5 protein-coding genes and 1 pseudogene are annotated in these 15,603 nt (G+C 72.0%); 5 read left to right on the top strand and 1 reads right to left on the bottom strand.

The annotated features are described in order from the left end of the window. Window positions 1-3,932: pseudogene (locus ACFVFS_RS38710) on the bottom strand (type I polyketide synthase); the annotation flags it as partial. A gap of 285 nt (window positions 3,933-4,217) precedes the next feature. Between ACFVFS_RS38710 and ACFVFS_RS38705 the strand changes: the two are divergent. From ACFVFS_RS38705 to ACFVFS_RS38685, 5 genes are all read left to right on the top strand, one after another. Continuing rightward, window positions 4,218-5,249: a 3-oxoacyl-ACP synthase III family protein gene (locus tag ACFVFS_RS38705; RefSeq protein WP_380629717.1), complete on the top strand. Its 1,032-nt coding sequence runs from the start codon at window positions 4,218-4,220 to the stop codon at window positions 5,247-5,249. Between the two features lie 6 nt (window positions 5,250-5,255). Further along, window positions 5,256-7,292 carry an HAD-IIIC family phosphatase gene (locus tag ACFVFS_RS38700; RefSeq protein WP_380629716.1) on the top strand — a complete coding sequence of 679 codons (2,037 nt, stop codon included), beginning with the start codon at window positions 5,256-5,258 and terminating at the stop codon, window positions 7,290-7,292. Continuing rightward, on the top strand, window positions 7,289-7,516 hold the full coding sequence (locus ACFVFS_RS38695; protein ID WP_376097347.1) for an acyl carrier protein: 228 nt from the start codon (window positions 7,289-7,291) through the stop codon (window positions 7,514-7,516). The genes ACFVFS_RS38700 and ACFVFS_RS38695 overlap by 4 nt, the downstream gene beginning before the upstream one ends. After that, the gene (locus tag ACFVFS_RS38690) at window positions 7,513-8,298 is read left to right on the top strand and encodes a thioesterase II family protein (RefSeq protein WP_380629715.1); all 786 of its coding nucleotides are present in this window, start codon (window positions 7,513-7,515) and stop codon (window positions 8,296-8,298) included. Before ACFVFS_RS38695 ends, ACFVFS_RS38690 begins: the two co-directional genes overlap by 4 nt. Window positions 8,299-8,525: 227 nt before the next feature. Next, window positions 8,526-15,603 (top strand): type I polyketide synthase (locus ACFVFS_RS38685; protein ID WP_380629714.1); only part of this gene is annotated, 7,078 nt, incomplete at its 3' end.

The following is a 15,603-nucleotide window of genomic DNA, read 5'->3' as shown; positions in this document are numbered from 1 at the left end:
TGTTCGGTTTGGGCGGTGCGGGTGAGGCCCCAGATGGCGGCGGCGGTCAGGTCCGGTGCCGGGTCAGCGGGGTGGGTGGTGACGGCGTGGCGGGTGACGATGGTGAGGTGGCCGTCGGTGTGGTCGGGGTGGGCGAGCCAGGCCTGGAGGGTGGCGAGGGTGCGGGTCAGGACCTGGTGGGTGTGGGCGGGGTCGGTGGTGGTGGACGGTTCGATGGTGAGGAGGACGTGGGCGTGCGCGGGCACGGTGTCCAGGTCGGTGTGGACGGGTGCGTCGAGGCCGAAGGTCTCGGTGCCGAGGACGGCCGGGTCACCGGTGATGGTGGACCCGGTGGCCTTGGGGACGGGTGTCCACGTCAGCTGGTAGAGGTCGCTGGTGGGAGTGGCGGTGGCGAGCTGGTCCGCAGTGGTCTCCCGGACGGTCAGCGTGTCGACGCTGATGACGGGGGTGCCGGTGGGGTCGGTGGCCGTGAGGGCATGGGTGTTCTCGCCCGTCGACTGCCAGCGGACGCGCAGGGCGGTGGCGCCCGTCGCGTGGAGGGTGACGCCGCTCCAGGCGAACGGCAGCACCACGCGGTCCTCCTCCTGGTCGAGGAGGAGGGTGTGGAGGGCGGCGTCGAGGAGGGCCGGGTGGAGGCCGAAGCCGCTGGTGTCCTCCTGGGGGAAGGAGATCTCCGCGAACAGGTCGCCGTCCTGACGCCAGGCAGCATTCAGGCCCTGGAAGAGCGGGCCGTAGGCGTAGCCGCGGTCGGCGAGGCGCTCGTAGAGGCCGTCGAGGTCGATGCGCTCGGCGCCCGCCGGCGGCCAGGCACCCTCGATGAGCACGGGGGCGACGCTCTCGGACGTCAGTCGGCCGGTCGCATGGCGAATCCAGACGCCTTCGCCGTTCTCTGCACGCGAGTGCACCGCGAGCGCGAAGCCCTCGTTCTCGTCGGGGCTCACCGTCACCTGGAGGTGAACGCCCTCGCCCTCGCCAACGGTCAGTGATGCGTGGAGGGTGAGGTCCTCCAGGTGTCCGGCGCCGAGGTGGTCACCGGCCGCGATCGCGAGGTCCACGAACGCCGTGCCCGGGAGGAGGACGCTGCCCAGGACGGCGTGCTCGGCGAGCCAGGGCTGCGCGGTGAGGGAGAGGCGTCCGGTGAAGACGGCGCCGCCCTCGTCGGCGAGGTCGACGGCGGCCGCGAGCAGGGCGTGCGAGGTGATGCTCTGCCCCAGACCCGACGCGTCCCCCGCAACCGCAGGCGCGTCGAGCCAGTAGCGCTCACGCTGGAAGGCGTAGGTCGGCAAATCAACCGTGCGGCCACCGGCCAGGGTTGAGGTCTTCTCCCAGGTGATGGGGGTGCCGTTGGTCCAGAGGTGGGCGAGGGCGGTGAGGAAGGTCTCGTCCTCGGCCTTGTCCTTGCGCAGGGCTGCGACGGCGATCGTGTCGGTGTCGGTGAGGGTGGTGCGGGTCATCGCGGTGAGGACCGGGTCGGGGCCCAGTTCCAGGAACGCGGTGACGCCCTGGTCGGCGTGGAGATGCTGGACACCCTGGTGGAAGCGCACGGTGCCGCGGATGTGCTCCGCCCAGTAAGCCGGAGACGTCAACTGCTCGGTCGTGGCCAGGGTTCCGGTGACGTTGGACAGCACCGGGATCGTCGGCGCGTTGAACGTCAGCCCGGTGATCTCGCTCGTGAACTCCTCCAGGACGCCTTCCATGTGGGGCGAGTGGAAGGCGTGGGAGACGCTCAGACGGCGGGTGCGCCGACCCAGGGTGGCGAAGTGCGCGGCGATCTCCTCGGCGCGCGCGGCGTCGCCGGAGATCACGACGGAGGTGGGGCCGTTGACGGCCGCGATCGACACCTCGCCGTCCAGGAACGGAAGAACCTCGTCCTCGGTGGCCTCGACGGCGATCATCGCGCCGTCGCCGCGGGCGGCCTGCATCAGCCGGCCCCGCGCGGTCACCAGACGCGCCGCATCGCTCAGCGACAGCACACCGGCGACGTGGGCGGCCGTGACCTCGCCGATCGAGTGCCCGCCCACCACCTGCGGCTCCACGCCATAAGCCTTCGCGAGGTGGAAGAGGGCGGTCTCGACGGCGAACAGCGCCGCCTGCGTGTACAGCGTCTGATCAAGATCGGTGTCGGCCTCGGCGAACACCACGTCCTTCAACGCCCGCGGCAGGAACACGTCCAGCGCCGCGCTCGCCTCGTCGAACGCTGCCCGGAACACCGGCTGCGTCTCGTACAGCTCCGCACCCATACGGGCACGCTGCGAACCCTGCCCGGTGAACAGCACCGCCAGACGGCCACCCGAGGCGGCGCGACCGCGCACCAGCCCAGGCGCCTCGGCACCCTCCGCCAGCGCGGCGAGCGCAGCCGACCCGCCCAGCACCACCGCACGGTCCTCGAACACCGCCCGCGACGACACCAGAGACACACCGATGTCGGCAAGAGACAGGCTGCTCGCAATCGCCAGCAGTCGTGCGGCCTGACCCTCAACAGCCCGCGCACCACGCCCCGACAGCACCCACGGCACCACACCCGGAACAGACGGGACCGCCGCCGGAGCCTCCTCAACGGCCGGTGCCTGCTCCAGGATCACGTGGGCGTTGGTGCCGCTGATGCCGAACGACGAGACGGCTCCACGACGCGGGCGTCCGGTGTCCTCCCACGGACGGGCTTCGGTGAGCAGTTCGACGGCACCCGAGTCCCATTCCACGTACGGCGAAGCCTCGTCCGCGTGTAGCGTGCGCGGCAGCACGCCGTGCCGCATCGCCATCACCATCTTGATGACGCCCGCCACACCCGCCGCCGCCTGCGTGTGGCCGATGTTCGACTTGACCGACCCCAGCCACAGCGGACGCTCCGCCTCACGCCCCTGCCCGTACGTCGCCAGCAGCGCCTGCGCCTCGATCGGGTCACCCAGCCGCGTGCCCGTCCCGTGCGCCTCGACGACGTCCACCTCCGCCGCCGACAGGCCGGCGCTCGCCAGCGCCTGACGGATCACCCGCTCCTGGGCCGGCCCGTTCGGCGCCGTCATCTGGCTGCTCTTGCCGTCCTGGTTCACCGCCGACCCGCGGACCACCGCGAGCACCGGGTGCCCCAGCCGCTGCGCGTCGGAGAGCCGCTCGACGAGCAGCACGCCGACGCCCTCGCTCAGCGCGGTGCCGTCGGCACCGGCGCCGAAGGCCTTGCAGCGGCCGTCGGGCGCGAGGCCGCGCTGGCGGCTGAACTCCAGGAGGGCGTTGGGCGAGGCCATCACGGTGGCGCCGCCGACGACGGCGAGGGTGCACTCGCCCTGGCGCAGCGACTGCGCCGCCAGGTGCAGCGCGACCAGCGAGGACGAGCACGCCGTGTCCACCGTCACCGCCGGGCCCTCCAGCCCGAAGGTGTAGGCGACCCGGCCGGAGGCGACGCTGCCGGCGCTGCCGCTGACGACGTAGCCCTCCAGGCCGTCGGGCATGCGGGTCATGCGGGAGCTGTAGTCGTTGTACATGACACCCGCGAAGACGCCGGTGCGGCTGCCGCGCACGGTGGCGGGATCGATTCCGGCCCGCTCGAACGCCTCCCAGGCCGTCTCCAGCAGCAGGCGCTGCTGCGGGTCGGTCGCGAGCGACTCACGCGGGCTGACGCCGAAGAAGTCGGCGTCGAACAGGTCGGCGTCGTGCAGGAATCCGCTGCCGCGCGAGTAGACCGTTCCCTGCTGGTCGGGGTCGGGGTGGTAGAGGGCGTCGAGATCCCATCCGCGATTCGCCGGAAATGCGGAAATGGCATCGGTTTCCCCGATCACCGCGTCCCACAAATCCTCGGGTGAGCGAACATCGCCGGGGTAGCGGCAGGCCATCCCCACAATCGCGATCGGCTGCTGATTCTCGCTCTCCAATTGCTGGACACGTTGCCGTGACACATGGAGATCAGCAGTAACCCGCTTGAGATAGTCGCGGAGCTTGTCCTCGTTCGACGACATGCGTTATCCACCCTCTCCTCGCGGGGCCGTCACCTTCGATTCGTGGGGCCGGCGCCCGGCCGTACGCCACACGTTTCAGCAAACTCGCCGACCCGACTAACGGGGCCCTTTGCCGCCCCTAAAGCGGTCCGCCCCCCGGGCCGGGCGGCCCGCGACAAGACCAAGCAGTGGGTTAGAGCGGCTTTAGCGGGGGTTCCGAGCATGGCCAGGAGTTCCACAGGCTGCTCGTCGGCCTTCATCCCAGGCTCGATTCACTCGGAAAGGACCAGGATGGACACCCCTGACGTCCGCATCCTGTCGGTAGGAACAGCGCTCCCGGGCCCTGCCCTGGACAACGCGGCCCTCGCCCGCCGGTTCCAGATGGACGCATTGTGGGAGCAATGGATCGACGCGTTCGTCGGCACCGACACGCGTCATCTGGCCGTCGACCTGGAGAGCGGTGAGATCCGCTCGTCGCTCGCCGAGCTGGGCGAGACCGCCGCGCGGCGCGCGCTGGAGTCCGCGGGCCTCGGCCCGGGCGACATCACCGGCATCGTGCTGGGCACGGCGACGCCCGACCAGCTGATGCCCGCGACCGTCAACCTGATCGCCGACCGGCTCGGCATCAACGACGTCCCGACCTACCAGCTCCAGTCCGGCTGCTCCGGCGCCGTCCAGGCGCTGGAGCTCGGCCGGCAGATGCTGCTGACCGGGGAGCACCGGAACGTGCTGGTCCTCGGCGGGGACGTCTGTGCCAAGCACCTGGACGTCACGCTGGACCTGCGCACGCTCCACCCCTCCGAGCTCGTCAACGTCGTGCTGTTCGGGGACGGCGCCGGGGCGGCCGTCCTCACCACCGACCCGGTGCCCGGCACCGCGTCGATCCGGCGCATCTACACCCGGCTCACCGGCCTGAACCGGCCGCCCGGCCAGAGCGTCGAGTGGTTCGGCCGGACCGACCGCCACTCGGACAAGCAGGCCGTCAACGAGGACTACAAGGCGATCGAGGAGTCCGTGCCGACGATGTCGGCCGAGATCGCCAAGGAGATCCTGGAGGACCTCGGCTGGCAGGACACCGACGTCGACTACCTGCTGCCGCCGCAGCTGTCCGGCAAGATGACCGCCCGGATCGTGGCGGAGCTGGGGATGCCGGGCGCCGAGGAGATCACCTGCGTCCGCGAGACCGCCAACACCGGCAACGCGGTGCCGTTCCTCCAGCTGGAGCGGGCGCTGCCGCAGATGACCGACGGCGACCGGGCGCTGTGCGTGGCCGTCGAGTCGAGCAAGTGGATCAAGGCCGGCTTCGCGCTGGAGAAGGTCTGATCCGCCATGCCGCAGCCGACCGCCTCCCACCCCGCCCCGGCTCCCGCCCGCGAGGGCGCCTCCCCGGCCACCGCCGACCAGCCGGACCCGATGGCCCGGTTCCAGGCCCTGCAGCGCGCCGGCCGGCTGGCCGAGGACTACCCGCAGGTCCGGGAGCTGCTCACCGACCTGGAGGACGCCGACCTCCTGCGCGCCGGCAACCACCTGGCCCGGCTCGCCCCCGACGAGGTGCGCAAGGCCCACCCGGGCGTCCCCGCCCTCCGCGTCGCCGTCACCGGGCACGGCACACTGTCCGCCCTGGTGCCGCCGCTGACCGCCGAACTGGCCCGGCACGGCGTCCTGCTGGACGCGACCGTGTCGGACTTCGACAGCTACGTGTTCGACCTGACCGACCCCGGCAGCGACCTGTACGCGGCCGAGCCCGACCTCGTCCTGTGCGTCCTCGACCCGCGGATCGTCCTCGACGAGCTGCCGAGCCCCTGGGGCCCGGCGGACGTCGAGCGGGTGCTCGCCGAGAAGACCGGGCTGATCGAGCGGCTGGCCGAGCGCTTCACCGCCACGGGCCGCGGCACCCTCGTCCTCAACACCCTCCCGCTGACCCGCGCCCTGACCGCCCAGGTCGTCGACCACCGCTCCCGCGCCCTGGTCGGCGCGCTCTGGCGCGAGGCCAACGCCCGCCTGCTGCGCCTCGGCGCGAGCCGGCCGGGGGTCGTGGTGGTGGACCTGGACCCGCTGGTGGCCGAGGGCCTCGCCGTCGCCGACCCGCGGCTGAGCCTCTACACCAAGGCGCACCTCTCCTCACCCCTGCTCGCCCGCTACGCCCGCGAGATCGGGCACCTGGCCCGCACGCTGGTCGGTCGCGCCAAGAAGGCCCTGGTCCTCGACCTGGACGAGACGGTGTGGGGCGGGATCCTCGGCGAGGACGGCTTCGACGGCATCGAGGTCGCCGAGACCTACCGGGGCGAGGCGTTCCGGGCCTTCCAGAAGGTCGTCCGGCAGGTCACCTCGCAGGGCGTGCTGCTGGCCGCCGTCAGCAAGAACGACCTCGACCCGGTCCGCGAGGTCCTCGGCACCCACCCGCAGATGGTGCTGCGGGAGGGCGACTTCGTGCGGGTCGTCGCCAACTGGCGCCCCAAGCACGAGAACCTCAAGGAGCTCGCCGCCGACCTCAACCTCGGCGTCGACTCCTTCGTCTTCGCGGACGACAGCCCGTACGAGTGCGGGCTGGTGCGCCGGGAGCTGCCGGGCGTCGCCGTCCTCCGGCTGGACACCGAGCCGGCCCTGCACGTCGAGAAGCTGCTGCGCGACGGCTGGTTCGACGTCCTGGAGCTCACCGCCGAGGACCGCTCCCGGGCGACCACCTACCGGGAGGAGCTGGAGCGCAAGGACTTCCTGGACACCTTCGACTCGCTGGACGACTACCTGCGCGAGCTGGACGTGACCGTCCGCTTCGCCGCCGCCGAGGACCGGGACGTCCCCCGGCTGGCGCAGATCACCCAGCGGACCAACCAGTTCAACCTCACCACCGAGCGGCTCCAGCAGTCCGACGTCCGGGCGCTGTGCGCCGACCCCGACGCGCTCGTCCTGACCGTCCACTCACGCGACCGCTTCGGCGAGAACGGCCTGGTCGGGGCGGTCCTCGCCCGGCAGGAGGGCGGCACGGCGACGATCGACAACTTCCTGCTCAGCTGCCGGGTGTTCTCCCGCGGCATCGAGCAGGCCTGCCTGAGCGCGCTGCTCCGGCACTTCAAGGACTCCGGGGCGGCGGAGGTCCTCGGCACCTACCGGCGCACCGCCAAGAACGGCAAGGTGCGCGGGCTCTACCCGCTGGTCGGCTTCACCGAGGTCTCGGACGACGGCACCACCGCGGTGTTCCGCCACGACCTCGCCGAGATCCCGGCGCCGCCGCCGTACGTCCTCCTGCACGCCGAGCTCCCGGGCCTGGCCGACCCGTCCGACCCGTCCGTTCCGGACGACCACTCCTCCGACCGCCCGTCCGGCAGCCCCGAAGGCGCCGGAGCCCTTCATGGAGACCCCTCTTGAACACCCTCGACGACTTCGTGACCCTCCTCCAGGACGAGCTCGGCCTCGACGTGACGACGGAGAACGTCGGACTGCCCTTCGACCGGGTGCCGGGCTGGGACTCGGTGCACATGCTGTCCCTGGTGGTCGTCCTGGAGCGCGAGACCGCGCGCCGCGTCTCGCTGCCCGACCTCCTGGAGGCCCCCAGCCTGCAGCGGGTCTTCGACCTGGTGACGCTGCCGTGAGCACCCCGCTCCCACTGCACTCGCGCTACCTGGCCCGGGAACCCGCCCGGCACGCCCGGATCCGCCTCTTCTGCTTCCACCACGCGGGCGGCGGCGCCTCCGCGTACGCCGGCTGGCACCAGGGGCTCGGCGGCGACGTCGCGGTGGTGCCGGTCCAGCTCCCGGGCCGGGAGACCCGCAACGGCGAACCGCGGTTCCGGACGATGGAACCGCTGGTCGACGACCTCGTCGCGGAGCTCGACGGCGTCCTCGACCAGCCGTTCGCCTTCTACGGGCACAGCATGGGCGCGCTGGTCGCGTACAACCTCGCCCGGCGGCTCTACCGGACCGGCGGCCCGCTCCCGGAGGCCCTGCTCGTCGGCGCCTACCCCGCACCGCACCGCCCGCCGGCGCTCGGCGAGCTGCCGGAGCTGCCGGACGACGAGCTCACCCGGGTCCTGCTCGACCTGGGCGGCATGTCCGAGAGCATCCTGGCCTACCCGGAGTGGCTCACCGCGGCGCTCGACATGGTCCGCGACGACCTGCGGGTCTGTCGCAGCCACGACCGCGGCTTCCTGCCCCGCCTCCCGTTCCCGATCGAGGTCTTCACCGGGCTCTCCGACCCGCTGATGCAGGGCGCCGAGCCGGAGCGCTGGCTCGACCACACGCTGTCCGACTTCCGGGTCCACCGGCTCCCCGGCGGCCACTTCTTCACCCGCGAGTCCACGACGGAGTTCCTGAACGTCCTGCAGCGGAGTCTCGGCGGCGTCCTGGCCCCCGCGCGGAGGTCGGCGGCCTCCTGATCACCCGATCGCCCCGACAGCGGCGCGGGCCGGCCACGGAGAGCCGGCCCGCGCCGACGTCGGCGGACGCACCTGACGACCGCGCGCGGGGCCACGCACGACGACCCCCGGGCGCGACGGCCCGCGGACGAGGAACGAGCGCCGACACCGACGGGCCCTGACGCCGACGGGCGCCGACGGGCGCCGACACCGACGGGCGCTGATGACGACGAGAGGTAAGCAGCACCATGAGCACTGACCGCACCCCGACCGGCACCCCGTCGACGGCGGCGCCGACCACCGAGGCCATCGCCGTCATCGGCCTGGCCTGCCGGCTCCCCGGCGCCGCCGACCCCGACGCCTTCTGGCGGCTGCTGCGCACCGGCGGACACGCCGTCACGGAGACCCCCGCCGGGCGCTGGGACGCGGACGAGCTCCACCACCCCGACCGTGACGCCCCGGGAAAGGCCGTCACCAGGCTCGGCGCCTACCTCGACCAGGTCGACGGCTTCGACGCGGACTTCTTCGGCATCTCGCCCAAGGAGGCCGTCGCCATGGACCCGCAGCAGCGGCTCATGCTGGAACTGGGCTGGGAGGCCCTGGAGAACGCCCGCATCGCGCCCGACGGCATCGCCGGCACCCGCACCGGCGTCTTCGTCGGCGCCATCATGGACGACTACGCCACCCTGCTCCAGCAGCACGGGGGCGCGGCCGGCATCACCCGGCACTCCCTCACCGGCGTCGAACGCGGCATCATCGCCAACCGCCTCTCCTACCTCCTCGGCATCCACGGCCCCAGCCTCGTCGTCGACTCCGCGCAGTCCTCGGCCCTCGTCGCCGTGCACCTCGCCTGCGAGAGCCTGCGCAAGGGCGAGTCCACGCTCGCCATCGCCGGCGGCGTCAACCTCAACCTCATCCCCGAGAGCACCGTCGCCGTCACCAAGTTCGGCGGCCTCTCCCCCGACGGCCGCTGCTACACCTTCGACGCGCGGGCCAACGGCTACGTGCGCGGCGAGGGCGGCGGCGCCGTCGTCCTCAAGCCGCTCTCCCGCGCGCTCGCCGACGGCGACCGCATCCACTGCGTCATCCAGGGCAGCGCCGTCAACAACGACGGCACCACGCCCGGCCTGACCGTCCCCAGCGCCCGCGCCCAGGAGCAGGTCATCCGGCTCGCCCACGAGCACGCCGGCACCAGCCCGGAGGCCGTCCAGTACGTCGAACTGCACGGCACCGGCACCAGGATCGGCGACCCGCTGGAGGCGCGCGCCCTCGGCGCCGCCCTCGGGTCCGGCCGCCCGGCGGACCGGCCGCTGCGGGTCGGGTCCGCCAAGACGAACGTCGGCCATCTGGAGGGCGCGGCGGGCATCGTCGGCCTGATCAAGACGGTCCTGAGCATCGGCCACCGTGAGCTGCCCGCCAGCCTGAACTACGAGAGCCCGAATCCGGACATCCCGCTGGACGAACTGCGGTTGGCGGTGCAGCAGGAGCTGTCCGACTGGCCCGAGCCCGAGCGGCGGCTGGTCGCCGGTGTCAGCTCGTTCGGCATGGGCGGGACGAACTGCCACGTGGTGCTGGCGGAGGCGCCGGTTGTCGAGGACGTTCGTACGGAGGTGTCGGCGGTTCCTGGTGTGGTGCCGTGGGTGCTGTCGGGGCGTGGTGCGCGGGCTGTTGAGGGTCAGGCGGCGCGGCTGTTGACGGCGGTGGACGGTCTGTCGCCGGCTGATGTGGGTGTGTCTCTGGTGTCGTCGCGGGCGGTGTTCGAGGACCGTGCGGTGGTCCTGGGCGGGTCGGCTGCGCTGGCGGCGCTGGCGGAGGGTGCCGAGGCGCCTGGGCTGGTGCGCGGTCGCGCCGCCTCGGGCGGCCGTCTGGCGGTGCTGTTCACCGGGCAGGGTTCGCAGCGTGCCCGTATGGGTGCGGAGCTGTACGACACGCAGCCGGTGTTCCGGGCGGCGTTCGACGAGGCGAGCGCCGCGCTGGATGTCTTCCTGCCGCGGGCGTTGAAGGACGTGGTGTTCGCCGAGGACGACGCCGATCTTGATCAGACGCTGTACACGCAGGCGGCGCTGTTCGCCGTCGAGACCGCCCTGTTCCACCTCGCGAAGGCCCATGGCGTTGAGCCGCAGGTGGTGGGCGGGCACTCCATCGGAGAGGTCACCGCCGCCCACGTCGCCGGTGTGCTGTCGCTGAGCGATGCGGCGCGTCTGGTCACCGCGCGGGGCCGGCTGATGCAGGCCGCGCGCGGCGACGGCGCGATGATCGCCGTCGAGGCCACGGAGGACGAGGTTCTTCCGTTCCTGGACGGCGAGGTGTCGATCGCGGCCGTCAACGGCCCCACCTCCGTGGTGATCTCCGGCGACGCCGCGCGCGCCGAGGAGATCGCCGCGCACTTCTCCACCCTGGGTCGGCGTACCCGCCGTCTGAGCGTCTCGCACGCCTTCCACTCGCCCCACATGGAGGGCGTGCTGGAGGAGTTCACCCGGGAGATCACCGGGCTGACGTTCAACGCGCCGACGATCCCGGTGCTGTCCAACGTCACCGGAACCCTCGCGACGACCGAGCAGTTGACGTCTCCGGCCTACTGGGCGGAGCACATCCGCGGCACCGTGCGCTTCCACCAGGGTGTCCAGCACCTCCACGCCGAGCAGGGCGTCACCGCGTTCCTGGAACTGGGCCCCGATCCGGTCCTCACCGCGATGACCCGCACCACCCTCACCGACACCGACACCATCGCGGTGGCGGCCCTGCGCAAGGACAAGGCCGAGGACGAGACCTTCCTCACCGCCCTCGCCCACCTCTGGACCAACGGCACCCCCATCACCTGGGAGAAGACCTCAACCCTGGCCGGCGGCCGCACCATCGACCTGCCCACCTACGCCTTCCAGCGTGAGCGCTACTGGCCGGACGTCACGAACCGTGTGAAGCAGCCAGTCCCAGCGACCTTCCTCCCCGGAGACGAAGAGCCTACCGACGCAACCACTCCGACCGACACGTTCGCGAGCCGCCTCGCACAACTCCCGGCCGCCGAACGGGAACAGGCTCTGCTCGAACTCGTCCGCACCAACGTGGCGATCGTGCTCGGCCACGTCACGTCGGAGACGGTCGACGGCACGCGCCCCTTCTCCGCACTCGGCTTCGACTCCCTCGGAGCCGTCGAGCTCCGCAACCGGCTCGTCTCCGCGACCGGCCTCTCGATTCCCACCACCCTGACCTTCGCGCACCCCACGCCGGACGCCGTGGCTGCGTACCTGCTGGCCGAGATCTCCGGCGTCCAGCAGCCCACCGCCGTCGAGGTGGCCACCGGACCGGCCGCAGCGGACGAACCGCTCGCCATCGTCGGCATGGCCTGCCGCTACCCCGGCGACGTCTCCTCCCCCGAAGACCTCTGGAAGCTCGTGGCCGAAGGCTCGGACGCCATCTCCACCTTCCCCACCAACCGAGGCTGGGACACCGACGCCCTCTACGACCCCGACCCGCTCCGCATCGGCACCTCCTACACCCGCCACGGCGGATTCCTCCACGACGCCGACCTCTTCGACGCCGAGTTCTTCGGCATCAGCCCCCGCGAAGCCACCGCCAGCGACCCCCAGCAGCGCCTCCTCCTGGAGACCACGTGGGAGGCGTTCGAACGGGCCGGCATCGACCCCGCCACCGTGCGCGGCAGCCGCACCGGCGTCTTCGTCGGCGCCACGTCCCTCGACTACGGCCCGCCCCTGCACCAGGCTCCCGAAGGCCTCAGCGGCTTCCTGCTGACCGGCAGCACGACGAGCATCGCCTCCGGGCGCATCGCCTACACCTTCGGGTTGGAGGGCCCGGCGGTGACGGTGGACACGGCATGCTCCTCCTCGCTGGTCGCGCTCCACCTGGCCGCGCAGTCTCTGCGCCAGGGCGAGTGCACCCTCGCCGTGGCCGGCGGTGTCACCGTGATGTCCAGCCCCGGCATGTTCCTGGAGTTCAGCCGTCAGCGCGGCCTGTCGGCGGACGGCCGCTGCAAGGCCTTCTCAGCCGACGCCGACGGCACCGGCTGGGGCGAGGGCGTCGGCGTGCTGCTCGTCGAGCGGCTCTCCGACGCACAGCGACTCGGCCACCCCGTACTCGCGGTCTTCCGGGGATCCGCCGTCAACCAGGACGGCGCCTCCAACGGCCTGACCGCGCCCAACGGTCTCGCCCAGGAGAGCATGATCCGCCAGGCACTGGCGAACGCCCGCCTCACCACGGCGGACGTGGACGTCGTCGAGGCCCACGGGACCGGCACCCGCCTGGGCGACCCGATCGAGGCGCAGGCCCTGCTGGCCACGTACGGCCAGGGCCGCGATGCGGACCAGCCGCTGTGGCTCGGCTCGATCAAGTCCAACATCGGCCACACCCAGGCCGCCGCCGGCGTCGCGGGCATCATCAAGATGGTGATGGCCATGCGGCACGGCGTGCTGCCGCGCACGCTACACGCGGACGAGGCTTCGCCGTACGTGGAATGGGACTCGGGTGCCGTCGAACTGCTCACCGAAGCCCGTCCGTGGGAGGACACCGGACGCCCGCGTCGTGGAGCCGTCTCGTCGTTCGGCATCAGCGGCACCAACGCCCACGTGATCCTGGAGCAGGCGCCCGCTGTTGAGGAGGCTCCAGCGGCGGTCCCGTCTGTTCCTGGTGTGGTGCCGTGGGTGCTGTCGGGTCGTGGTGCGCGGGCTGTTGAGGGTCAGGCCGCACGACTGCTGACGATTGCGAGCAGCCTGTCTCCTGCCGACATCGGTGTGTCTCTGGTGTCGTCGCGGGCGGTGTTCGAGGACCGTGCGGTGGTGCTGGGCGGGTCGGCCGCGCTGGCCGCGCTGGCGGAGGGTGCAGAGGCGCCTGGGCTGGTGCGCGGTCGCGCTGTTGCTGGTGGCCGTCTGGCGGTGCTGTTCACCGGGCAGGGCTCGCAGCGTGCCCGTATGGGTGCGGAGCTGTACGACACGCAGCCGGTGTTCCGGGCGGCGTTCGACGAGGCGAGCGCCGCACTGGATGTCTTCCTGCCGCGGGCGTTGAAGGACGTCGTGTTCGCCGAGGACGACGCAGACCTCGACCAGACGCTTTACACGCAGGCGGCGCTGTTCGCCGTCGAGACCGCCCTCTTCCACCTCGCGAAGGCCCATGGTGTGGAGCCGCAGGTGGTGGGCGGGCACTCCATCGGCGAGGTCACCGCCGCCCACGTCGCCGGCGTCCTCTCCCTGGCGGAGGCGGCGCGTCTGGTGACCGCGCGGGGCCGGCTGATGCAGGCCGCGCGCAATGACGGCGCGATGATCGCCGTCGAGGCCACCGAGGACGAGGTCCTGCCGCTCCTGGACGGCGAGGTGTCGATCGCGGCCGTCAACGGCCCCACCTCCGTGGTGATCTCCGGCGACACCACGCGCGCCGAGGAGATCGCCGCGCACTTCGCCACCCTGGGTCGGCGTACCCGTCGCCTGAGCGTCTCCCACGCCTTCCACTCGCCCCACATGGAGGGCGTCCTGGAGGAGTTCACGAGCGAGATCACCGGGCTGACGTTCAATGCGCCGACGATCCCGGTGCTGTCCAACGTCACCGGAACCCTCGCCACCACCGAGCAGCTCACCTCACCCGCCTACTGGGCCGCACACATCCGCGGCACCGTGCGCTTCCACCAGGGCGTCCAGCACCTCCACGCCGACCAGGGCGTCACCGCGTTCCTGGAACTGGGCCCCGACCCGGTCCTCACCGCGATGACCCGCACCACCCTCACCGACACCGACACGGTCGCCGTCGCAGCCCTGCGCAAGGACAAGGCCGAGGACGACACCTTCCTCACCGCCCTCGCCCACCTCTGGACCAACGGCACCCCCATCACCTGGGAGAAGACCTCAACGCTCGCGGGCGGCCGCACGGTTGATTTGCCGACCTACGCCTTCCAGCGTGAGCGCTACTGGCTGGAGGCACCCGCCGTCACCGGCGACGCCTCGGGCCTGGGCCTGCGGGTGGCCGGTCACGAGCTGCTGGGCGCGACCGTCGACCTGGCGGGTGAGGGCGGCGCCGTGTTCACGGGGCGTCTGTCCCTGTCCGCGCAGCCCTGGCTCGCCGACCACACCGTCCTGGGCAGCGTCCTCCTCCCCGGCACGGCGTTCGTCGACCTCGCCATCGCCGCCGGAGACCACCTCGGCGCCGGACACCTCGAAGACCTCACCCTCCACGCCCCCCTCACCATCACCGAGAACGTCCACCTCCAGATCACCCTCACCCCCGACGACAACGACGGCTACACACTGACGGTGCACTCACGCCTGGAGAACGGCAGCCCGGGGTGGACCCAGCACGCCAGCGGGCGTCTCACCTCGGAGGCCGTCAACCCCGTTACTGTCGAGGGCGTGTGGCCGCCGGCGGGTGCCGAGCGGATCGATCTCGACGGCCTCTACGAGCGTCTCGCCGACCGCGGCTACGCCTACGGCCCGCTCTTCCAAGGCCTGAATGCTGCCTGGCGCCAGGACGGCGACCTCTTCGCCGAGATCACCCTTCCCCAGGACGACGCCGACACCACCGGCTTCGGCCTCCACCCGGCCCTCCTCGACGCCACCCTCCATGTTCTCCTGGCAGATCCGACGGAGAACCATGTGGTGCTGCCGTTCGCCTGGAGCGGCGTCACACTCCACGCCACCGGCGCCACCGCCCTGCGCGTCCACTGGCGAGCCACCGGTGACAACACCTACGGCCTCACCGCCACCGACCCCGCTGGCACCCCGGTCGTCACCATCGACGCCCTCACCCTCCTGCCCGCAAGCACCACCCAACTCACTACCCCCAACGACCTCTACCAGCTGACGTGGACACCGGCCACCAAGGCCACCGGGTCCACCATCACCGGTGACCCGGTCGTCCTCGGCACCGAGACCTTCGGCCTCGACGCCCCCGTCCACACCGACCTGGACACCGTGCCCGCACACGCCCACGTCCTCCTCACCATCGAACCCTCCACCACCACCGACCCCGCCCACACCCACCAGGTCCTGACCCGCACCCTCGCCACCCTCCAAACCTGGCTCGCCCACCCCGACCACACCGACGGCCACCTCACCCTCGTCACCCGCCACGCCGTCACCACCCACCCCGCCGACCCCGCACCCGACCTCACCGCCGCCGCCATCTGGGGCCTCACCCGCACCGCCCAAACCGAACACCCCCACCGCATCACCCTCCTCGACCTCGACCACCAACCCCTCACCCCCGACACCCTGACCGGCGCACACCCCCAGACCGCCCACCGCAACAACACCCCCCACACCCCCCACCTCACCCCCACCACCAACGACACCAGCACCACCACCGACCTCAACCCCGACGGCACCGTCC

The sequence above is a fragment of the Kitasatospora sp. NPDC057692 genome (genome assembly GCF_042799475.1).
GTDB lineage: Bacteria > Actinomycetota > Actinomycetes > Streptomycetales > Streptomycetaceae > Kitasatospora.
This window is presented reverse-complemented; position numbering and strand designations above follow the sequence as displayed.

Bases quoted from the DNA above. Each gene is read 5' to 3' on its own strand.
- ACFVFS_RS38705 (WP_380629717.1), top strand. From the start codon at position 4,218: ATGGACACCCCTGACGTCCGCATCCTGTCGGTAGGAACAGCGCTCCCG.
- ACFVFS_RS38700 (WP_380629716.1), top strand. From the start codon at position 5,256: ATGCCGCAGCCGACCGCCTCCCACCCCGCCCCGGCTCCCGCCCGCGAG.